General features: G+C 31.3%; 23 protein-coding genes. 22 read left to right on the top strand and 1 reads right to left on the bottom strand.

Annotated features, from left to right (window positions below; translation table 11 throughout):
- Positions 1–65: 65 nt before the first annotated feature.
- From ISP71_08310 to ISP71_08205, 22 genes are all read left to right on the top strand, one after another.
- Positions 66–734 carry an IS6 family transposase gene (locus ISP71_08310; GenBank protein ID MBL6664087.1) on the top strand — a complete coding sequence of 223 codons (669 nt, stop codon included), beginning with the start codon at positions 66–68 and terminating at the stop codon, positions 732–734.
- A 208-nt stretch (positions 735–942) separates the two neighbouring features.
- Entirely contained in the window at positions 943–1,623 is a 681-nt protein-coding gene (locus tag ISP71_08305; protein ID MBL6664086.1) for a response regulator transcription factor, read from the top strand.
- Positions 1,624–2,892 carry a HAMP domain-containing histidine kinase gene (locus ISP71_08300; protein MBL6664085.1) on the top strand — a complete coding sequence of 423 codons (1,269 nt, stop codon included), beginning with the start codon at positions 1,624–1,626 and terminating at the stop codon, positions 2,890–2,892.
- Positions 2,893–2,999: 107 nt separating this feature from the next.
- The gene (locus ISP71_08295) at positions 3,000–3,902 is read left to right on the top strand and encodes a universal stress protein (GenBank protein MBL6664084.1); all 903 of its coding nucleotides are present in this window, start codon (positions 3,000–3,002) and stop codon (positions 3,900–3,902) included.
- Positions 3,903–3,995: 93 nt separating this feature from the next.
- Entirely contained in the window at positions 3,996–4,289 is a 294-nt protein-coding gene (locus tag ISP71_08290) for a hypothetical protein (protein ID MBL6664083.1), read from the top strand.
- Positions 4,290–4,307: 18 nt separating this feature from the next.
- Positions 4,308–4,619 carry a hypothetical protein gene (locus ISP71_08285; GenBank protein MBL6664082.1) on the top strand — a complete coding sequence of 104 codons (312 nt, stop codon included), beginning with the start codon at positions 4,308–4,310 and terminating at the stop codon, positions 4,617–4,619.
- A 134-nt stretch (positions 4,620–4,753) separates the two neighbouring features.
- A complete protein-coding gene (locus tag ISP71_08280) occupies positions 4,754–5,110 on the top strand; it encodes a hypothetical protein (GenBank protein MBL6664081.1) in 357 nt (118 codons plus the stop codon).
- Positions 5,111–5,163: 53 nt separating this feature from the next.
- The gene (locus ISP71_08275; GenBank protein ID MBL6664080.1) at positions 5,164–5,442 is read left to right on the top strand and encodes a co-chaperone GroES; all 279 of its coding nucleotides are present in this window, start codon (positions 5,164–5,166) and stop codon (positions 5,440–5,442) included.
- Between the two features lie 23 nt (positions 5,443–5,465).
- Positions 5,466–7,088 (top strand): chaperonin GroEL, encoded by a 1,623-nt coding sequence (groL, locus tag ISP71_08270; protein ID MBL6664079.1) that lies wholly within the window; start codon positions 5,466–5,468, stop codon positions 7,086–7,088.
- A gap of 64 nt (positions 7,089–7,152) precedes the next feature.
- A complete protein-coding gene (locus ISP71_08265) occupies positions 7,153–7,764 on the top strand; it encodes an SET domain-containing protein (GenBank protein ID MBL6664078.1) in 612 nt (203 codons plus the stop codon).
- Positions 7,754–8,179, top strand: a complete 426-nt coding sequence (locus ISP71_08260) for a VOC family protein (GenBank protein MBL6664077.1) — start codon at positions 7,754–7,756, stop codon at positions 8,177–8,179. The genes ISP71_08265 and ISP71_08260 overlap by 11 nt, the downstream gene beginning before the upstream one ends.
- 138 nt (positions 8,180–8,317) lie before the next feature.
- The gene (locus tag ISP71_08255) at positions 8,318–8,956 is read left to right on the top strand and encodes an HAD family hydrolase (GenBank protein MBL6664076.1); all 639 of its coding nucleotides are present in this window, start codon (positions 8,318–8,320) and stop codon (positions 8,954–8,956) included.
- A gap of 14 nt (positions 8,957–8,970) precedes the next feature.
- Positions 8,971–10,365 (top strand): arginine decarboxylase, encoded by a 1,395-nt coding sequence (locus ISP71_08250; protein MBL6664075.1) that lies wholly within the window; start codon positions 8,971–8,973, stop codon positions 10,363–10,365.
- 10 nt (positions 10,366–10,375) lie between these two features.
- Complete coding sequence (gene speB, locus ISP71_08245; protein MBL6664074.1) at positions 10,376–11,314, top strand: agmatinase; 939 nt, start codon at positions 10,376–10,378, stop codon at positions 11,312–11,314.
- The gene (locus ISP71_08240; protein MBL6664073.1) at positions 11,307–12,278 is read left to right on the top strand and encodes a deoxyhypusine synthase family protein; all 972 of its coding nucleotides are present in this window, start codon (positions 11,307–11,309) and stop codon (positions 12,276–12,278) included. The genes speB and ISP71_08240 overlap by 8 nt, the downstream gene beginning before the upstream one ends.
- A complete protein-coding gene (locus tag ISP71_08235; GenBank protein MBL6664072.1) occupies positions 12,272–13,129 on the top strand; it encodes a DUF1571 domain-containing protein in 858 nt (285 codons plus the stop codon). Before ISP71_08240 ends, ISP71_08235 begins: the two co-directional genes overlap by 7 nt.
- Positions 13,130–13,140: 11 nt before the next feature.
- Positions 13,141–14,688, top strand: coding sequence for a GH3 auxin-responsive promoter family protein (locus ISP71_08230; protein ID MBL6664071.1), 1,548 nt, complete (start codon positions 13,141–13,143; stop codon positions 14,686–14,688).
- Positions 14,676–15,272 carry a LysE family transporter gene (locus ISP71_08225; protein MBL6664070.1) on the top strand — a complete coding sequence of 199 codons (597 nt, stop codon included), beginning with the start codon at positions 14,676–14,678 and terminating at the stop codon, positions 15,270–15,272. The genes ISP71_08230 and ISP71_08225 overlap by 13 nt, the downstream gene beginning before the upstream one ends.
- 168 nt (positions 15,273–15,440) lie before the next feature.
- A complete protein-coding gene (locus ISP71_08220; protein MBL6664069.1) occupies positions 15,441–16,298 on the top strand; it encodes a universal stress protein in 858 nt (285 codons plus the stop codon).
- A 50-nt stretch (positions 16,299–16,348) separates the two neighbouring features.
- Positions 16,349–16,594, top strand: a complete 246-nt coding sequence (locus ISP71_08215) for a hypothetical protein (GenBank protein ID MBL6664068.1) — start codon at positions 16,349–16,351, stop codon at positions 16,592–16,594.
- Between the two features lie 11 nt (positions 16,595–16,605).
- Positions 16,606–17,643 carry a glutathione synthase gene (gshB, locus tag ISP71_08210; protein MBL6664067.1) on the top strand — a complete coding sequence of 346 codons (1,038 nt, stop codon included), beginning with the start codon at positions 16,606–16,608 and terminating at the stop codon, positions 17,641–17,643.
- Complete coding sequence (locus tag ISP71_08205) at positions 17,627–19,633, top strand: flavohemoglobin expression-modulating QEGLA motif protein (protein ID MBL6664066.1); 2,007 nt, start codon at positions 17,627–17,629, stop codon at positions 19,631–19,633. The genes gshB and ISP71_08205 overlap by 17 nt, the downstream gene beginning before the upstream one ends.
- A gap of 256 nt (positions 19,634–19,889) precedes the next feature.
- On the opposite strand, the gene ISP71_08200 is transcribed toward ISP71_08205, so the two are convergent.
- Positions 19,890–20,041, bottom strand: a 152-nt coding sequence (locus ISP71_08200; GenBank protein ID MBL6664065.1) for a hypothetical protein, incomplete at its 5' end; no start/stop codon positions are given.

Raw genomic sequence — 20,041 nt, 5'->3', positions numbered from 1 at the left:
GGTTCTGTCGCATTAATTCTATTCAAAGTTAAGATACTTATCTTGGCAATCACAATTCTAAAGATATGTTCAAACATCACCGTTTTCCAAAATCGATCATTTTACAAGCCGTTTATTTCAAATTGAGATTTACCTTGAGCTACAGAGATGTGGAAGAGTTGTTACAGATCAGGGGTGTTGAAGTTGATCATTCTACAATTCAGAGATGGGTGTTTAAGTTTAGTCCAGAGGTTGAAAAGAATATGAACAAAAGAAAACGGCAGGTGGGTTCAAGTTGGAGAATGGATGAAACCTATATTAAAGTGGGTGGTAAGGACCGCTATCTTTATCGAGCCGTAGATAAGTTTGGAAATACAGTAGACTTCTTGCTAACCAAACGAAGAATGAAGGGCTCAGCGCAAAAGTTTCTAAACAAAGCTATAGGTAATAATAGTAAACCAAGAGTAATTAATATCGATAAGAGTGGTGCGAACAAATCAGGAATCCGTTCAATTAATCGTGAGCTGTTGACCGTGAAAAAAATCAAAATCCGACAATGCAAATACTTAAACAATATAGTAGAACAAGACCACCGAAATATAAAGAGGCGAATATCAATAGACACCGGATTCAAGGAGTTTGAGTCAGCACAACGCACCTTGGCGGGTATCGAAGTTGTCAACATTATTAGGAAGGGTCAAATCGCTGATTCGAGAAAAACAACGTTCAAGATTTTTTGTTCTTTAGCAGCATAATTCATCCCGAATCACTAAATTTCAGAATCAGATGTGATTAATGCGACAGAACCAAGCTAATAACAGTATTATTACTATCATTGTTTCGGTTCTAAACTCCAAATAAGTCTCTTTTAAAAGCGATATAGATATTGCCATCATCATTTGGTAAAAATAATCAATTGAAAATGAATTTTATTCTCCTATTTTTACTCATAGAATTTAAATTATGAAACTTTTAATCATAGAAGATGATCAGGAACTTTTAAGAACCATCTTAAAGTACTTTGATTCTTTTGGTTATTTGTGTGAGAAAGCCAAGAATATTGCTGACGCTAAAACAAAGTTGCAAGATCATAATTATGATTGTATTGTATTAGATATCAACCTACCCGATGGAAATGGATTGGAGATATTACAACTATTAAAAAAGAAGCCAGAGAAAAATGGAGTTTTAGTACTTTCTGCTAATGACACACTAGATGATAAGTTAAATGGATTGGATTTAGGGGCTGATGATTATTTAACAAAGCCTTTTCATTTAGCTGAACTCAATGCAAGGGTAAAATCTATTGTAAGACGAAATAATTTTAAAGGGAATGACGAAATTGAATTCAACGAAATTTATATTGATACAAAATCCAATGAGGTTAGCGTAAATAAGGAGAAAATTAAATTGACAAAAAAGGAATATGAATTGCTATTATTCCTTATGTCTAACAAGGATAGAGTTGTTACAAAACAATCACTATCAGATCATATTTGGGGAGATTATATTGATTTATATAACTCCTATGATTTTATCTATTCACATCTAAAAAATTTACGTAAGAAAATTATGGAAAAAGGTGGGAATGATTATATCAAAACCATTTATGGGATTGGCTACAAATTCTCGAATAACGACTAAATGAGATTATTAAATCGAACGTTAATCATACTAGTTTTATCCGCATTTTTTATTGCTGGATTTTCTTCTGTTGTCCAATTTTATTGGGTTAAAAACAAAATAGAGGAAAGGGTAGATAGAAAACTTTTTAGAGAAAAAAAGTTCATAAAAAAACAACTTAAAGACATAGAACCAAAGGATGGGTTTAGTTACAACACAGAGAGAGCGAGTGTAAAATTCCTAATGAAGAATAATACAATAGCCAAGGATAGTTTATTTTATGGTGAGGTTTTAGATGAAGATGGCGAGAAAACCATGCATAGAACATTGCTAACTTATGTCAATATTAAAGACCAAAACTTTAAAGTAGAAATACGCAAAGAAGTTGAAGAAACCGAAACTTTTATTCAGAGTATCTACCTCACCTTTTTAATGACGCTTTTTTTAGTCCTTTTGATTTTTATTCTTCTAAAATACTACCTTCTTAAAAATACTTGGTTACCTTTTTTTGAAACACTACATAAATTGCAAATAAGTGATTTTCAAAATGACCAAATTAAATTTGATGATGATATTAAAATAAAAGAATTTAAAGATTTAAATAATGAGTTAAACATTTTATCGAATAAGGTTTATGATGAATTTCAATCTCAAAAAACATTTACTGAAAATGTTAATCATGAGTTAATGACTCCTTTAGCAATTATTAGAGGAAAACTGGAATTAATAATACAGTCAGAACACTTAAAAGAACAAGATTTAAAATTGGTTTCAGACATATTTGTTACAATTGATAGACTTACAAAACTCAATAAATCGTTAGTATTATTATCTAAAATGGATAACCATCAATTTGAAGACAAAATAAGTGTTAATGTCCAAGAATTAATTGATGAAATATTGAACTCATTAGAAGATCAGATTAGAAGTCAAGAAATTAAGGTTCGTAAAAAATATAATATTGACATTAATCTAGCCATTAATGAAATGCTAGCCTATATTTTGTTCTCTAACATTATAAAGAACGCCATTTTTCACAATAAAGAAAGTAAAGGTTTTATAACCATTGAATTGGATAAAAACAAAATAGAAGTAAGTAATTTGGGGAATAATAATAGCATTAAACATCAAAATATTTTTGACCGTTTTGTAAAAGAAAGCTCATCAGAAGATTCAATTGGATTGGGGCTTTCTATTGTTCAAAAAATTTGTAAATTAAGTAATATCAAAATCCAATACAGCCAAAAAAAAGATATTCATTCTTTTAGATTAATATTCCAGCCAGTCTAAATCCTTTTTTCTACAGTTTTCCTACAGAATTAGCATAGAATAAAAACAGAATTGCTATCCAATATTTGTATTGTAATAGACTAACCTATTATAATATAAATAAAGAAATGAAAACACTATTAGTACCAACTGATTTTACAGAATATGCTGACTTTGCATTAGAAGTAGCTGCTTCCATCTCTAAAAAAACAGGAGCAAAAATATACTTGTTAAACGTAATAGATAAAATTTATAGGAAAGAAGATGGCTCTTATAATCGATATGAAGATGTTACTTTAAATGGAATCACAGAACACAAGGAAGTTGATAAAAGGTTCAATGAACGAAAGAAAAAATATCAACTTCAAGATGTAGAGCTATTAAAAGAATCCCAATTCGATACAGTGTATGGCTCTATTTTAAAATACGCAGACCAATACAAAGCAGATTTGATAATAATGGGAGCATATGGCAATTCTGGTTCTGAAGAATCTTTTATTGGCTCTAATACCGAAAGAGTAATGAGAAATTCGAGTATTCCTGTTCTAACAATTAAGCAACGATACGAAAATTTTAATATAAACAATATAGTATTTGCTTCTTTATTCCTAAGTGAAGCCAAACGCATATTTCCAAAACTGAAATCATTTGCTGAACTGTTTAATGCTAAAATTCACTTATTAAAAGTGATTACTCCTGCAAGATTTGAAAGAACTCCGATTGCAATTGCTTTGATGAACAAATTTGCAGCTGAATTTAACTTGAAAGATTATGCTGTAAATCTTTATGCAGACAATTCAGTAGAAGGGGGAATTATCAACTTTAGCAATGAAGTTGAGGCAGACATTATAGCTATTACCACTCATGGAAAACGAAGATTAACCTATTTAATTAACGGTAATCTAACGGATGAAGTGGTAAACGAGTCGGCAAAAGCAATACTTAGTTTCAGAGTAAGGGATGTTCTAGAAGAAATTAGTGAGGAATTCAGAGAAAATTACAGGGATTATTATTACGGAAGTGACTTTTAAACTTACAAAGAGAACTTTCTACAGATTTTCTACAGAATTGAAACAGAAAAAATACAGAATTGAATAAAGATGTTTGTTTAAAGAATCAAAAAAATGAAAAATGAATCTGTTATTACTATGATGATTAAAGAAGAAATTAAATTTCTTCATTTTCCAAAAGAAGATGTATTGTTTATTAGCGATGACCAAAAGATAAGAATGAAGAGTTTGAATAATGCTATTTCTCTAGGGAATTTGGATCATCAAAAAGTAAAAATACTATTTCAGGATGTTGAGGGTGAAAAACAGGTAGAAACAACCATTTGGGGATTAACAGACAAAGATGTTATACTTAAACAAGGCACTACTATCCCCATCCATCGGATTGTAAAAGTGAATTTGATTTAACCTTTAAAATATAATGTTATGCAAAAGAGAATTTTAACAGAATATCGGAAATTACCGAAAGAGGTAAAAAAGGCTTTAAAAACGGACTATCCTTTTGGATTTGAGAATATATTAACCACCATTAAAATGGTCTCCAAAGGAGAATCTACAAGTGCTCTTTTGTACAATTTTAACGATACACTCTATTTGATTAAATATAAGGTGAAGAAACGAATTGATCAGCACCTAGATGAGACTGAAGAAGATGAGCAATTTAATAATGACGAAATGGATATTTCCAATTCATCCCCACCATTTAAGGAAGGAGATACTAAGAAAAAACTAAATTAATTTATGAGAAAGGAATAATCTTCTTACGTGTTGCAGTGTTGATAAACATTGTTAACTAAAAGCCTTGTCGAGCTTGATGTAAACAAACCAATCGATGAATTAATAAAAAATAGATAATCATAAAAAACAAAAAGATGAAAGCAAAATATTTAATTATTCTAGTAGCAATGTTTGTTTCTACTATAGCAATAGCCCAAGAAAGAACTTTAAAAGCTTTTTATACAGGTTATGATGATGAATCCGAACTGTATTCTTTTGAAGATGCGGATGGGAATTACATAGAATTTAATACTGTAAAAAGTGAGGTGCTAAAAAAATTCAATTTAGAAACTCCTGAATTCGTTGACGAAGCATTTTTAATAACCTATGTAGTTAAAAGTATGGGAGATGAAGATGACGAAGATTATTCTGAAGAATTAACCATTGTAAAACTTCAACCTACTGTATTGAAAAGGAATGAAGAACCAGAATATGAAGAGGATGAAGATTAATTATTGTGCTAGCAATAAAGTTGAAAATTGTTTAACGTTAAAACATAAAAATCATGAGCAAATTAAAAATTAAACCTCTTTCAGATAGAGTCTTGGTTAAACCCGATGATTCAGAAGAAAAAACGAAAGGAGGAATCATTATTCCTGATACTGCAAAAGAAAAACCTCAGAGAGGCAAAGTTTTAGCTGTTGGTAAAGGAAAAAAATACGAACCCATGACGGTTAAGAAAGGAGATAATGTTCTTTATGGGAAGTACTCAGGAACAGAAATTAATATAGCAGGAGAAGATGTTCTCATTATGAATGAATCTGATATCTACGCTATTATTTAATAATACTTACTAAAAAACTAAAAATGGCAAAGCAAATAGGTTTCGATACTGAAGCAAAAGATGCACTCAAAAAAGGTGTTGATGCATTGGCAAATGCAGTAAAAGTTACCCTTGGTCCTAAAGGAAGGAATGTCATTATCAAAAGAAAGTTTGGATCTCCTTCTATTACAAAGGATGGGGTTTCAGTAGCTAAAGAAATAGACCTCAAAGATCCTGTGGAAAATATGGGAGCCCAAATGGTTAAAGAAGTAGCTTCAAAAACTGGATACAGTGCTGGAGATGGAACAACTACGGCAACGGTATTGGCACAAGGAATTATTCATAGTGGTTTTAAAAATGTGGCAGCAGGTGCTAACCCTATGGAAATAAAAAGAGGAATGGATGCGGCAGTAAAAGAGGTTGTTTTGCAACTTAAAAAACAATCAAAACAAATTGGTAATGATTTTCGGTTGATTGAACAAGTAGCTACTATTTCTGCCAATGGAGATGCTCCAATAGGTAAATTGATTGCCGAAGCAATGCAAAAAGTAGGCAAAGAAGGGGTAATAACTGTAGAAGAAGCAAAAGGGATGGAAACGGATGTGAAAGTTGTTGAAGGGATGGAGTTTGATAGAGGGTACTTATCACCATATTTTGTGACTAATACAGAAAAGATGGAAGCAGAATTAGAAAATCCCTATATTTTGATATACGATAAGAAAATATCAACGATGAAGGATTTACTTCCCATACTCGAAAAGTCAGCTCAATCAGGTAATCCTTTATTAATTGTAGCGGAAGATATTGATGGCGAAGCACTAACTACTTTGGTGGTAAACAAAATAAGAGGTTCATTGAAAGTTGTTGCAGTTAAAGCACCTGGTTTTGGAGACAGAAGAAAAGAGTTGTTAGAAGATTTAGCGGTGCTAACTGGAGGGACAGTGATCTCTGAAGAGCAAGGACATCAACTGGAAAATACTGAATTAGAGACATTAGGAAGAGCAGAAAAAATCATAGTTGATAAAGATAACACCACTATTGTAAATGGAAAGGGTAAAAAGGATAAGATAAATGCACGTGTAAAACAGATAAAGACACACATTAAAAATTCAACCTCCGATTACGACAAAGAAAAATTACAAGAGCGTTTGGCAAAACTTTCCAGTGGTGTAGCCATTCTTTATGTTGGAGCAGCTACAGAAATAGAAATGAAAGAAAAGAAAGATCGTGTAGATGATGCCGTACATGCTACTAAAGCTGCAATTGAAGAAGGCTTTGTACCTGGGGGAGGAATTGCCTATATACGATGTATGGCTACATTGGATAAATTGAAAGTAACAGGTCAGGAGCAAAAGCTAGGTGTTGCTATTATAAAAAAAGCACTAGAAGAACCATTAAAACAGATTGTTCAAAATGCAGGAATAGATGGCTCCATCATTGTCGAAAAGGTAAAAGAGGGCAATAAAGACTTTGGTTACAATGCACGAACTGAGCAATTTGAAAATTTGTATGAAACGGGAGTTATCGATCCTGTTAAGGTAACTCGAATCGCTTTAGAAAATGCCGTTTCTATTGCAAGTCTTTTATTGACGACAGAATGCGTAATCAGTGAAAAACCTGAAAAAAAAGAAAAAACGCCTACCCCAGCTTATGATGGTGCGTATTAGTACTTCATTTATTGCAGCAGAATCGCATTATTAAGCGATTCTGCTTACTTAAATTAACTAAGAAATGATTCATCCAAAAACAGAACTAAAATTTATATCAACTGAGAAAGGATATGGGTTAGTCGCAAAAGAATTTATTCCGAAAGGAACAATTACTTGGGTTCAAGATAAATTGGATAGGGTTTTTAGTGACAATCAGGTAGAAAAAATGGATGATATACATAAAGAAATAATAGAACATTATTCTTTTCGAAACAATAAGGGAAATTATATTTTATGTTGGGATAATGGAAAGTATGTAAATCACAGTTTTAAATCCAACTGCTTAACCACTCCTTACGATTTTGAAATTGCAGTACAAGATATAAATGTTGGAGAAGAATTAACTGATGATTATGGTTATCTAAATATAGAACAACCTTTCAAAGCACTTCCCGAAAAAGGGAGTAAAAGAAAAACAGTTTATCCGAATGATTTAACAAAATATTTTAATGTTTGGGACAAACAAATAAATGAAAGCATTAAACATTTGAGGGTAGTTGATCAACCGCTAGGGCATCTTTTACCCATTAAAATAAAAAGAAAAATTAATCGAATACTTGAAGGTAAACAACCTTTAGAATCAATATTAAACTGTTATTATCAACCAAAAAAACCGACTTATAATGAACAATAAAAGATTTCACATGTCACTTCCTTGTAAAGATGTTTCTGCAACAAGAAGGTTCTACGAAAAAGAATTGGGTTTTAAAATTGGAAGGAAATCATACTACTGGGTGGATGTTGATTTATTTGGAAACCAAATCACATTTACTTTAGATGAAAAATCAATTTTGAGCACTAAAAAATATTCGTTCGAAGATGTATTACTACCCTCATTTCACTTCGGAATTATCTTAGATGAGGATACATGGACAGATTACTACACAAGACTTAAAGACAAAGATTATTTTGCAATAGGATCAACAAAATTCTTGGAAGATCAGAAAGGGCAGCACAAATCTTTCTTTATCAAAGATGTGAATGGATATTTTATTGAATTCAAAAATTTCGCTGAATCAGATGAGATTTTTGAAAGTGATGATGAATAGGTTTTTTCTTACTATGAGAAGAAGTAAAAGAAATATAACCAAGAAATTTTATCAATCCCGATTTGGATTTATTGTCATTATGGGCATTTTACTCCTCCTTCTTCTGATGTTAATTCAATTGATTAATTAGAACTAGTTATGATAAAAAATACAATTAAATCGAATATAAATAATCCGAATTTTAAGGCAATCATTTTTGATCTTAACGGAACAATTGCAGCAAGAGTTTCTGATCATCCTGAACACATTGCTTACAGAAATAGGTACATAGAAAACCTTACTAAAGAGCCTGTTACTGAAAACCTGCCTATGCTAACATCAGCAGCATTAAAGATTTATGATTTAGATCCACAAAAATATTATCTGTACCGTAATTCAAGAATAGATTGGAACATATTTAATTCGTTTAATTCAAACACATTTGATGTGTTGACCCAATATTACAATTGGGGCTATGATTTGGTATTATATACCGATTGCTATACTGTACAAATTGAAGAGACGCTAAAAATTTTAAACCTAAAAGACTTTTTTAAACTAATTATTTCTGCCGAAGCAGGATTTAAAAAACCGAGCTCTAATGCATTTAAATATATTTCCAAAAAATTAAATATAGCGGTTACTGATCTCTTAATGATTGCCAATGATTGGACTCAAGACCTTGAACCATTACACCGTTTAAATGGAAATACCGTTTGGATAAAATCTGAGAAATACTTATCAAACACTCAAAAAATTATTGCAGATTGCCAACATCAGTATATGGTTCCTAATTAGCTATTTTATTATAAATGAAAAACAAGTACATTGATTTAATAGAGCAAACTTTCGAGTTTCCACAAGAGGAATTTCAATTAACAGCTACAAATGAGTTAGAATTTCACGGTATTGATTTAATGGAATTAATCAAAAAGTATGGATCGCCATTTAAGTTTACCTACCTCCCAAAAATTTCTAAAAACATACAAAAAACAAAGTTATGGTTCCAAGAAGCTTTTTTAGATAATAACTATTCAGGAAAATACCACTATTGCTATTGTACAAAAAGCTCTCATTTTAAACATGTATTAGATGAAGCATTAAGAAATGACATTCATATTGAAACTTCCTCGGCTCTTGACATTAATATCGTTAACAAGCTAAAAGAGGTTGGTAAAATATCCAATAAAACATATGTGCTATGTAATGGTTTTAAGAGGGACGAATATGTCAATAATATTGCAGAACTAATTAATTCTGGACATAAAAATTGCATCGCTATTATTGATAACTACGAGGAAATTCATTTATTAAATGCTCAAATAAAAAAGAATTATAAAATAGGGATTCGCATTGCTTCAGAAGAAGAACCAAAATTTGAGTTTTACACCAGTCGATTAGGCATTGGGTATAAAAACATTGTTCCATTTTATCGCAGGGAAATTGAAAAATTGAAAAATGTAGAGTTAAAAATGCTCCATTTTTTTATTAATACAGGAATAAAAGATACCGCCTATTATTGGAACGAATTACACAAATGTTTAAAGGTATATATAGAATTAAAAAAAGTATGCCCCACTTTGGATAGCTTGAATATTGGAGGAGGATTCCCTATAAAAAACTCTTTGGCATTTGAATACGATTATCAATATGTCATCTCAGAAATTATTCATCAAATAAAAATAACTTGTGATGAAGCAGGAATAGAAGCTCCTGATATATTTACTGAATTTGGATCTTTTACGGTTGGAGAAAGTGGAGGAGCAGTTTATGAAGTACTGTATCAAAAACAACAAAATGACAGAGAGAAATGGAACATGATCGATTCTTCTTTTATTACTACTCTCCCCGATTCTTGGGCAATTAACAAACGTTTTATTATGCTTCCTATTAACAATTGGGAGAAAGAATATGAACGAGTTTTATTAGGAGGACTGACTTGTGATAGCGATGATTATTACAATAGTGAACAACATATAAATGCCATTTATCTTCCTAAATATAACAAGACAACTCCTTTATATATCGGATTTTTTAATACAGGGGCATATCAAGAAACCATAGGTGGGTATGGAGGGTTGCAACATTGTTTAATTCCTCAGCCTAAACATATTTTAATTGATTACGATGAGCATGGCAAACTCAAAAGTAAACTGTTCCGGAAACAACAAACAGCAACTGATTTTTTAGAAATATTAGGACATTAAAACATTGAGAATGGAAAATAAAAATTATGGAGGAATACCTGATGAATTTGCAAAAAAAGAAAATGCAAAAATCGTGTTAATACCTGTTCCTTATGATAGAACTAGTACCTGGCAAAAAGGTGCAGATAAAGGACCTCAAGCTTTCTTAGAAGCATCAGAAAATATGGAGTTGTACGACATTGAAACCGATTCTGAAGTATACAAAGAAGGTATCTATTTAGCACCTCCTATTTTAGAAAATTCATCTCCTGAAGCGATGGTTGATGAGGTGTATAAAACCACTAAAGATTACTTACTAAAGAAGAAATTTGTGACGCTAATTGGTGGAGAACATTCTATTTCTATTGGTTCTATAAAAGCATTTAACGAAGTCTTTAATGATTTAACTGTTCTTCAACTCGATGCACATGCTGATTTACGAAAAGAATACGAAGGAAGCACTTGTAACCATGCTTGTGCTATGTATGAAGCCAATCAAAATACGAACCTCATACAAGTTGGTATTAGAAGTATCGACAAGAGTGAGAAATTGGTAATGGATAGAGAAAGGGTATTCTTTGCGCATGAAATGGAACAAGATGATTATTGGATGGATAACGCCATCGATTTAATGACCGATAATGTCTTTATTACCATTGATTTAGATGCCTTCGACCCATCAATACTTCCATCAACAGGTACTCCTGAACCTGGTGGTTTGTGGTGGAATGAAACGTTGATTTTCTTAAAACGAGTATTTTGCGAAAAAAATGTAGTAGGGTTTGATATTGTAGAGCTATGTCCAAATCCATACGATAAATCTTCTGATTTTTTGGTCGCAAAACTGTATTACAAAATGCTCAGTTATCGATTTCAACCAAAAACGATAAGCGAAGAAGAGATAATAGCAACAGAAGAAGAAACAGTAACCTTTAAGAAAAACAAATTTAATGATGAATACGATGACTAATGGAGTTGTTTCCAACTTTATGGAAAAATATTTCCTTCATTTTAATGCAGCAACATTAGTTGATGCTGCCAAAGCATACCGCAAAGAATTAGAGAATGGTTCAAAGATGTTGATTTCATTAGCAGGAGCTATGAGCACTGCTGAAATAGGAAAAGTATTGGCTGAAATGATTCGTGAAGATAAAGTACACATTATATCCTGTACAGGAGCAAATTTAGAAGAGGACTTGATGAATTTGGTGGCTCACTCCCATTACAAGCGAATTCCAAACTATAGAGATTTAACCCCAAAAGGCGAATGGGAATTACTATTAAAAGGGTTAAACCGTGTAACAGACACATGTATTCCGGAAGAAGAAGCCTTTCGCAGGCTACAAAAACACATTTTTAGAATATGGGAAAAAGCTCAAGATAATGAGGAGCGTTATTTTCCACATGAGTTCATGTATCAGCTCATTTTATCAGGTGTGTTAGAAGAGTATTATGAAATAGACATTAAAGATAGTTGGATGTATGCTGCAGCTCAAAAAAACTTACCGATAGTCGTTCCTGGATGGGAAGACAGTACAATGGGAAATATTTTTGCTTCCTATGTAATGAAAGGAGAATTAAAAGCAAGTACCATGAAATCGGGTATCGAATACATGACTTATTTAGCCGATTGGTACACCAATAATTCTGAAAATGGAGTTGGTTTTTTTCAAATAGGTGGAGGTATTGCAGGAGATTTTCCTATCTGTGTAGTTCCAATGTTGTATCAAGACATGGAACAAGAAGATACTCCTTTTTGGAGCTACTTTTGTCAAGTTTCAGATTCTACTACGAGCTATGGTTCTTATTCTGGAGCTGTTCCTAATGAAAAAATTACTTGGGGTAAATTAGACATAGAAACGCCCAAATTTATTATTGAATCGGATGCTACTATTGTTGTACCGCTGTTCTTTGCTTATTTATTGAAATGGTAAAAAATAACATAAATAATATCCTACGATGTTCAGCAGGGTTACTGTTGATATTGATGTGTGCCAGTTTTTCGGAAAAAGAATATAAAATAAATAATGAAGAGGTTATCGTCAAAATGATATCCGCTATCAAAAGTATTAAGACACTTAAATATACACTAAAAAATACCGAACGAATTAATGGAAAACTACTCACAGGGTTACAAGAAATTAAATATCAGGCATCGCCATTAAAATGCTATGTCCATATGAAATCCCCTAATCCAGGTTCGGAACTTTTATTTGTAAAAGGGGTTAATAATAATAAAGCGATATATAATCCTAATGGATTTCCATATTTTAAAATGAATCTTGACCCTATGGGTTCCCTGATGAGAAAAAATAACCATCATACCATTTATGAAGTTGGATTTAAAACGATGGCAAAAATTATCACTAAAGGATATAAAGAAAAAAACTATTCATTCACCTATAAAGGAGACACCATCTGGAATCGTATAAATTGCCACATATTTTCCATAAGCAATACTAATTTTAAAATAAAGAGCTATACAGTTAAAGAAAAAGAAACCATTAAAAGTATTGCCAAAAAATATCAAATAAGCGAATATATGATACTTGAATTAAACCAAAAACTGAGTGATTTTAATGATGATTTAACACTCAATCAAAAAATTATGATTCCTACTACTTATGCTAAAGAAATAGAATTGTATATCGATAAAAAAACGTTTTTACCTGTATTTCAAAAAATTTCTGATAACAAAGGGTTATACGAACAGTATGAATATAGCAACCTCAAACTTAATCCTACTATTTCTGATGAAGAATTTACTCCTGCAATTTTTGATTAAAAAAACAAACTATGAAACTTTTAAATTCCGTTGTACGTGAAACTGTTAGGTTAGGAAAACCTTTCAGGCAATCCTATAAAGAATACGGTTACATTATTCAACAAAAAGCATTACGGAGATTATTGGAAAAAGCAAAAAATACTGCTTTTGGAAAAAATTATGGATTTACAACTATTCTTAACTCCGAAAATAGTATTGAATGTTTTCAGCAAAATGTTCCTGTTTTCAATTATCAATCAATTTATGATCAATGGTGGAGTAAATCTCTAAAAGGAGAAAAAAATGTTTGTTGGCCAGGTAAAGTAAAATACTTTGCCCTTACTTCTGGCACTTCAGAAGCTTCGAGTAAACGCATCCCTATTACATCCGATCAATTACAATCAATCATCAGAACAAGTACCAATCAGCTACTTACTTTATCAGATTATTCACTTTCTAAAGATTTTTACAATAAAAGTATATTAATGTTAGGAGGCTCAACAGACCTTGTAACTGTTGATGATCATTTTGAAGGTGACTTAAGTGGTATTCTCTACAGTAAGTTACCCATTTGGTTCAATCATTTTTATAAACCAGGAAAGAAAATCGCATCTGAAAAAGATTGGAATACAAAGCTTGATTTAATAACCAAATCTGCTAAAGATTGGGATATCGGAATTATAGCGGGAGTACCAGCTTGGATACAAATTTTAATGGAGAAGATTGTCGATTATTATAAAGTTCAAAATATTCATGAAATATGGCCTAACCTTAAGTTTTTTATTCATGGTGGAGTTAATTTTGAGCCTTATAGAAAAGGGTTTAGCAAATATTTAGGTGAAGAAATTTATTATCAAGAAACTTATCTTGCTTCAGAAGGATATTTGGCATTTAAAAATGGCTTAAAAAGTAATGGAATGCAACTGGTATTGAACAATGGTACTTTTTTTGAATTCGTTCCTTTTAACAAAAGAAATTTCTCGCCAGATGGTTGTCTAATGAACAATCATGAAACTTTATTACTCGATGATGTAAACACGGTAGAAGAATATGCTATTCTTATTAGCACCAATGCGGGAGCATGGCGTTACTTACTTGGGGATACCATAAAGTTCACTTCTTTGGAAAACTATGAAATTGTTATAACAGGTCGTACTAAACATTTCTTAAGCCTATGCGGTGAACACCTTTCTATAGATAATATGAACAAAGCAATCCAATTGATTTCTAATGAGTTTGATTTGGATATACGAGAATATACGGTTGCAGGCATTCCTTACAATAACTTATTTGCCCATAAATGGTTTATTGGATCTAACAAAGAAGTAGATAATTTATCTCTCAAACAACGATTGGATGAGATTTTAATGGAGCTAAACGATGATTATAAAACCGAAAGGAAGTATGCATTAAAAGAAATCATCATTGAAGTACTTCCTAATCATTTATTCTATAAGTGGATGAAATTAAAAGGAAAAGAAGGGGGGCAAAACAAATTTCCAAGAGTACTCAATAAACAGCAGTTTGAGGAATGGGAACAATTTTTATTTAATGAAAAAAGGAAGATATGCTGGAATTAATTATAAAATCAATTGGTTTAGGCTTGATGCTAAGCCTATTTATAGGACCTGTTTTCTTTCTTTTAGTAGAAGTGAGCAGCCAATTTGGAATTAAGGTTGGTTATATAGTATTAGCTGGAGCTTTACTAAGTGATATTATATTCATTTTACTGAATTATTTTTTTTTAGATCAGCTATGCGATATAGGCATTCCAGAAAAATTGATAAAAATAACAGGTGGAATAATCTTTATGGTTTTTGGAATAACCTATTTCCTTAGAACCCCAAAAAAAATAAATACTAACCGTTCTCATTCATCAAATTTCTTTTTAAAAGGGTTTCTTTTAAATACATTTAATCCAGCAATTTTTTTCTTTTGGCTAGGTGCAGTCTCTTACGGAGCATCACAATTTCAATCCATACAGTTAATAAACTATTTCTTATTGGCATTATTCATTGCGATTTCGTTAGACAGTTTAAAAATTTATTTCTCTATCTATTTTTCTAAAATGGCTGCACGAAAAAAGCTGTTCAACATAAACAAACTGACTGGGTCTGGGTTGTTTGTTTTAGGTATCCACTTAATTATACAGAATCTATACTAAAAAATGATTTACAGAAAATCACATAAAGAAGTTAGGAGATTTTATCATAAAGTCAGATGCTACTTGATGCCATTATTTTTTGCTCGTTTATTAAACTATAAATAAGAAGTTATGAAAATTTTAATACCATCTCAATTAGCAATCGATTATACTGAACCCGTGTAATCTTTGCAGCTATCAAAGCACAACGGAACATTTTCTCCAAAGAAGAAAAAAATATTGTTACCGTTTAAATCCGATAATCTCCATCTCTTAGCATATGCCATTAACTTGGCAAAAGTAATTAATGGAGAAATTATTGTACTAGCCGATTTAAACATTAATAAAGAACAGTTGGAGGGAATTACTGTTGAGGAAGAATTGAAAAGATCTTGGTATAAAAAGTTTTGGGAGTTTTATTCGCTAAAAAATCAATACATCAGTACCTTCAATGAAGGTAAAAGTAAACTGATGATAAAATTTATTTATGAATTTAGAAACGTTAATCTTCTTGAAGGAATTGTCGAAATTGGGAAAAAATATCCTGTTGAATATATTGTTTTATCTCATAGTGATTTTGTGAATGACGATATCAAGCAAATGTTATTGGAAACAAAAACACCTGTTTTGATTGTACCTGATGGTTATCAATCGAATATACCGAAGAATATTGCTTATGCTACTGACTTTCATAAATTTAGTAACAGTGATCGAGTTGCCAATCAAGTCCTAGATTTAGCTAAGCTACTAAATGCTAGTGTCCATTTTTTGCATTTAACCGAAAAATCTCACACGATAGAAGTGGAAGATGTAGATTTTTTTAATCAACTTTTAAAGGTAACACATAAAAACAATCAACATACGATGGAGATCGTTAAGGGTAGTGATTCATTGGTTGCTTTGCAAGAATATGTTGTAAATTCTAATATCGATTTAATCGTTGTAATTCAACAACATAGAAACTGGCTGCATGATTTGTTTCATGAAAGTTTTAGCGAAAAAGTTAATGACCTCAATAACAAGCCATTATTGTTGTATAAAGATTAAAGAATAGCTCTTATTAATTGAGATAGATAAAAAACTTGATAATTTAAGATATGAACTCAGAAGTTTTTAAGTACGTAGGTTTCTTAAACCAAAACTATACTTTTGTCGATAGAAACGGTAAAACAGTAAATTTCGCTAAATGCAGGAAAGACTTGATTGAAATCTTTAAATTAAATAATGATGAAAATATTAATGAATGGTTTAAAATCAATTACTTTGTAACACAGCCTCAGAATCATTTTAGCGATAACGAAGGTATCTATATAGTTAGTGATATGGAAATACTAAAGCAATAAAAATATAGAAAATGAAAATATGTTTCATCATGTATCCTTGGGAAAAGGTAAACCCAAAACAGGATTCAACACTACGCATCATCCACGAAAGTGTGAAACGAGGATATGATGTGGCGATTACTCATCCTCAAAATTTAACCATTCGAGATAGTGTTACATTAAGTTTATGTAAAACTGTTCAAATTTCCGAAAAATTAACTACCAGTATAGCGGGCTTTTATAAATCAGTTTGTTTTACCAGTGGAATGAGGCCATTAAGTGAGTTTGATGTGATTTTCATGAGAGACAATCCACCTGTTGACCCCATCATTTTTAATTTCTTGGACTCTATTAAAGAAGATGTCTTTATCATTAATGCCGTTAATGGATTAAGAGAAGCTAACAACAAAATCTACACCGCAGCATATTATGATCCCAATCGAGAATTAATTCCTGCAACACATGTCTCTAAAAACATTGAATACTTGATGCGGATTATCAAAGAGTCCGAAAACGATAAAATGATCATGAAACCTTTAGATGGGTATGGTGGTAGCGGGGTAATTGTAATTGAAAAATCTGCCATGCACAATATCAAATCGTTATTAGAATTCTACATTGACAGAGGAGATGGAAAATCAAACTATGTGATTATCCAAGATTATGTTGAAGGAGCTGAAGATGGCGATGTTCGAGTATTAATGTTAAATGGAAAGCCTATCGGAGCTATCCGAAGAAGACCAGCAAAAGGTGATGCTAGGTCTAACATCTCTGCTGGTGGGACAGTTGAAAAATATAAATTAACAAAAGCTGACAAAATTCTCTGTGCTAAAATTGGAGATAAACTAGTTCGAGATGGTATTTATTACGCTGGACTGGATTTGATAGGAGGTAAATTAATAGAAGTAAATGTTTTAAGTCCTGGTACCATCACTGATATTAACAAACTAGGTAACGTTAAATTGCAGAGAAAGATACTGGATTATTTAGAGGATGTAGTCATTCAAAGAAATAAGTTGAAAGAAGAATTTAGACCAGAAAACATAGTTACAGATGTTACAACGACTTGAAATAAATGAGATTATTAAGTTAATCCAATCAGAAAAAACATTTGAAGCGATTGTAAGTGATGGTTCTTTTCAAATAAAAATAAATAGGTACTTACCTTATTGTTGTACAGCTATACATGATGGCAGTAGTTTAAGGTCAAACCTTAAAGAAAAAATAGCTTTAGATGAGTATAGCAGATGGTATGAAGAAGACCCTTTCACGGGAGAGTTTATCAATTCTATGCCAATTACCATAGTTGGTCTCGATTCTCGTTATGAATATGATTTAAATCGTAACCCTGATGAATGTATATTTGAAGAAGCATGGGGTAAAAAGATTTGGAAAAAGAAATTAACTCCAAAAGAAAGGTTAGCAAGCAAAAGAAAGCACGCTAATTATTATAAAGTAATTCATGCTCTGATTGAGAAGTTGGAAGAATTATTCGATGGCTGCCTAGTATATGATTTTCATTCTTATAATTACCAACGCTGGGATAGAAAAGTGCCTCTTTTCAATTTAGGTACTGAAAAGGTGGATACAAAAAAATTTAAACCCACTATTGAAAATTGGCGAAAAGAATTATCCAAAATTAAACTTCAAGACATTGAAAACACAACCGCAGTAAATGATGTTTTTTATGGAAAGGGATATAATTTAGAATATATCACTAAAAATTTCAAGAATACGCTGGTACTAGCTACTGAAATAAAAAAGGTATACTGTAATGAACTTACAGGTGAAGTTTACCCTAAAATAGTTAAAGACCTGCAAAAAAAATTAAAAAAAGCGATTTTAAATAATGCCGATAAGTTTAGTCAGAATAAAACGAACTGGAAACATAAAGGAGTTGCCAAATTATTAGATAATAAATTAGATGATAATATTCTAAAGGCTGATAAAACCTTATATCGCTTATTAAAGAACTTTGAACTATTGGCTTATGTAAATCCAAATAATACAAACACAGAGAAAAGAAAGTTTTTCAAAAGTAAATATGTCGAAGAACCCAATTTCAAGTACAGTCCGATAAGAATTAACCCTTATGAATTAAAACAGGCATTAAGTAATATAAGGATTCAGGATATTTCTGACGTTACTATAAGGCATTTATATGAATCTGTTGTAAATAGTTACTTCGATAAGATAGATTTATTAAGCTCTTTGGGAACATCTAAATTTTTATACAATTCCTTGAGATACTTTGGGAGACCCTCTAAAAAGGACTTACAAAATGCACAATATATTTTACACCTCCCACCAATAGGAGGTGAACCCAAAAGAGCTCCAACGCTTGGTACTGAAGAAGCAATACAAACTTTTAGAGATAGTCTAATTAATTATGGTTTAGAAAGCAAAATCGAACTAAGTAATAAAGTTATCTCTCAGGTAATGGTCTTAAATAGTAAAAAAACCATTCAGTTCAGACCAGACGCAAAATTTACTAGAACTGAAATTAATGCTTTGGTAGAACATGAAATAGGTGTTCATATGGTTACAACTACCAATTCAAACATCCAGCAATTAAAAATATTTAACCTTGGGTTACCTGTAAATACAATGACTCAGGAGGGATTGGCTATTTTATCGGAATACTTAAGTGGAAACATTACTATGAAACGTTTAAAGAAACTAGCGTATAGGGTTATAATAGTAGATATGATGTGCAATGGAGCAGATTTTATTGAATGTTTTAATTTTTTACATAACAACCATATTTCTGATTCAAATGAAGCCTTCAATATCGTAACAAGAATTTTTAGAGGGGGAGGCTTTACAAAAGATTATTTATATCTAAGCGGCTTTGTTAAGATTCTACGTTATTGGGAGAATGATATTAATCTTGAACCTCTTTTAGTAGGAAAGACTTCTTTGAGTTTTTATAATACTATCAACGAGATGATAGAAAGAGAAATGATAGAAAAACCAAAATACATTACCCAGAGCTTCACAAATCCTAAGATTGAAAACAATAGTGATATTTATCAATATATATTTAGTGGGTTGAAATAAATTCGATTTAAAAGTACATTTTTCTGATGAAATTGAACAGCTAGAAGATACATTGTGAACAATTCAAGAATTTAAACGACAAATATTATTATATAGATTATCAACAGGTTAAAAGTTCGACCCACATCAGGAGCATACCTATAGAAAACAGTTAAAACCCTATAAACGAAACCGTGAATTTCGAATAACAGGACAAAAACCTATTTTTGTTAATGAACACAGAGAAAGGTAAGATTTTTAAGTTCACTGACGGGATCTACTTTAATTTCTCTTTAAGCACTTCAATTTCATCTTTGATTTCGACTTCATTATCGCCCAATTCCATCATCGTTTCCATCATTTTTTTCTTAACCAACCCAACTTCTGGTTTTTCTCTTGATAACAAATCTAAATATTTTTGTAATTCTT

The sequence above is a fragment of the Flavobacteriales bacterium genome, assembly GCA_016779995.1.
GTDB lineage: Bacteria > Bacteroidota > Bacteroidia > Flavobacteriales > UBA7312 > UBA8444.
Note: the sequence above shows the minus strand (reverse complement) of the source record. Positions and strands in the feature narration are given on the sequence as shown.

Excerpts from the sequence above, each read along its gene's own strand:
- ISP71_08310 (MBL6664087.1), top strand. The coding sequence starts at position 66 with ATGTTCAAACATCACCGTTTTCCAAAATCGATCATTTTACAAGCCGTT.
- ISP71_08305 (MBL6664086.1), top strand. The coding sequence starts at position 943 with ATGAAACTTTTAATCATAGAAGATGATCAGGAACTTTTAAGAACCATC.
- ISP71_08300 (MBL6664085.1), top strand. The coding sequence starts at position 1,624 with ATGAGATTATTAAATCGAACGTTAATCATACTAGTTTTATCCGCATTT.
- ISP71_08295 (MBL6664084.1), top strand. The coding sequence starts at position 3,000 with ATGAAAACACTATTAGTACCAACTGATTTTACAGAATATGCTGACTTT.
- ISP71_08290 (MBL6664083.1), top strand. The coding sequence starts at position 3,996 with ATGAAAAATGAATCTGTTATTACTATGATGATTAAAGAAGAAATTAAA.
- ISP71_08285 (MBL6664082.1), top strand. The coding sequence starts at position 4,308 with ATGCAAAAGAGAATTTTAACAGAATATCGGAAATTACCGAAAGAGGTA.
- ISP71_08280 (MBL6664081.1), top strand. The coding sequence starts at position 4,754 with ATGAAAGCAAAATATTTAATTATTCTAGTAGCAATGTTTGTTTCTACT.
- ISP71_08275 (MBL6664080.1), top strand. The coding sequence starts at position 5,164 with ATGAGCAAATTAAAAATTAAACCTCTTTCAGATAGAGTCTTGGTTAAA.
- groL (MBL6664079.1), top strand. The coding sequence starts at position 5,466 with ATGGCAAAGCAAATAGGTTTCGATACTGAAGCAAAAGATGCACTCAAA.
- ISP71_08265 (MBL6664078.1), top strand. The coding sequence starts at position 7,153 with ATGATTCATCCAAAAACAGAACTAAAATTTATATCAACTGAGAAAGGA.
- ISP71_08260 (MBL6664077.1), top strand. The coding sequence starts at position 7,754 with ATGAACAATAAAAGATTTCACATGTCACTTCCTTGTAAAGATGTTTCT.
- ISP71_08255 (MBL6664076.1), top strand. The coding sequence starts at position 8,318 with ATGATAAAAAATACAATTAAATCGAATATAAATAATCCGAATTTTAAG.
- ISP71_08250 (MBL6664075.1), top strand. The coding sequence starts at position 8,971 with ATGAAAAACAAGTACATTGATTTAATAGAGCAAACTTTCGAGTTTCCA.
- speB (MBL6664074.1), top strand. The coding sequence starts at position 10,376 with ATGGAAAATAAAAATTATGGAGGAATACCTGATGAATTTGCAAAAAAA.
- ISP71_08240 (MBL6664073.1), top strand. The coding sequence starts at position 11,307 with ATGACTAATGGAGTTGTTTCCAACTTTATGGAAAAATATTTCCTTCAT.
- ISP71_08235 (MBL6664072.1), top strand. The coding sequence starts at position 12,272 with ATGGTAAAAAATAACATAAATAATATCCTACGATGTTCAGCAGGGTTA.
- ISP71_08230 (MBL6664071.1), top strand. The coding sequence starts at position 13,141 with ATGAAACTTTTAAATTCCGTTGTACGTGAAACTGTTAGGTTAGGAAAA.
- ISP71_08225 (MBL6664070.1), top strand. The coding sequence starts at position 14,676 with ATGCTGGAATTAATTATAAAATCAATTGGTTTAGGCTTGATGCTAAGC.
- ISP71_08215 (MBL6664068.1), top strand. The coding sequence starts at position 16,349 with ATGAACTCAGAAGTTTTTAAGTACGTAGGTTTCTTAAACCAAAACTAT.
- gshB (MBL6664067.1), top strand. The coding sequence starts at position 16,606 with ATGAAAATATGTTTCATCATGTATCCTTGGGAAAAGGTAAACCCAAAA.
- ISP71_08205 (MBL6664066.1), top strand. The coding sequence starts at position 17,627 with ATGTTACAACGACTTGAAATAAATGAGATTATTAAGTTAATCCAATCA.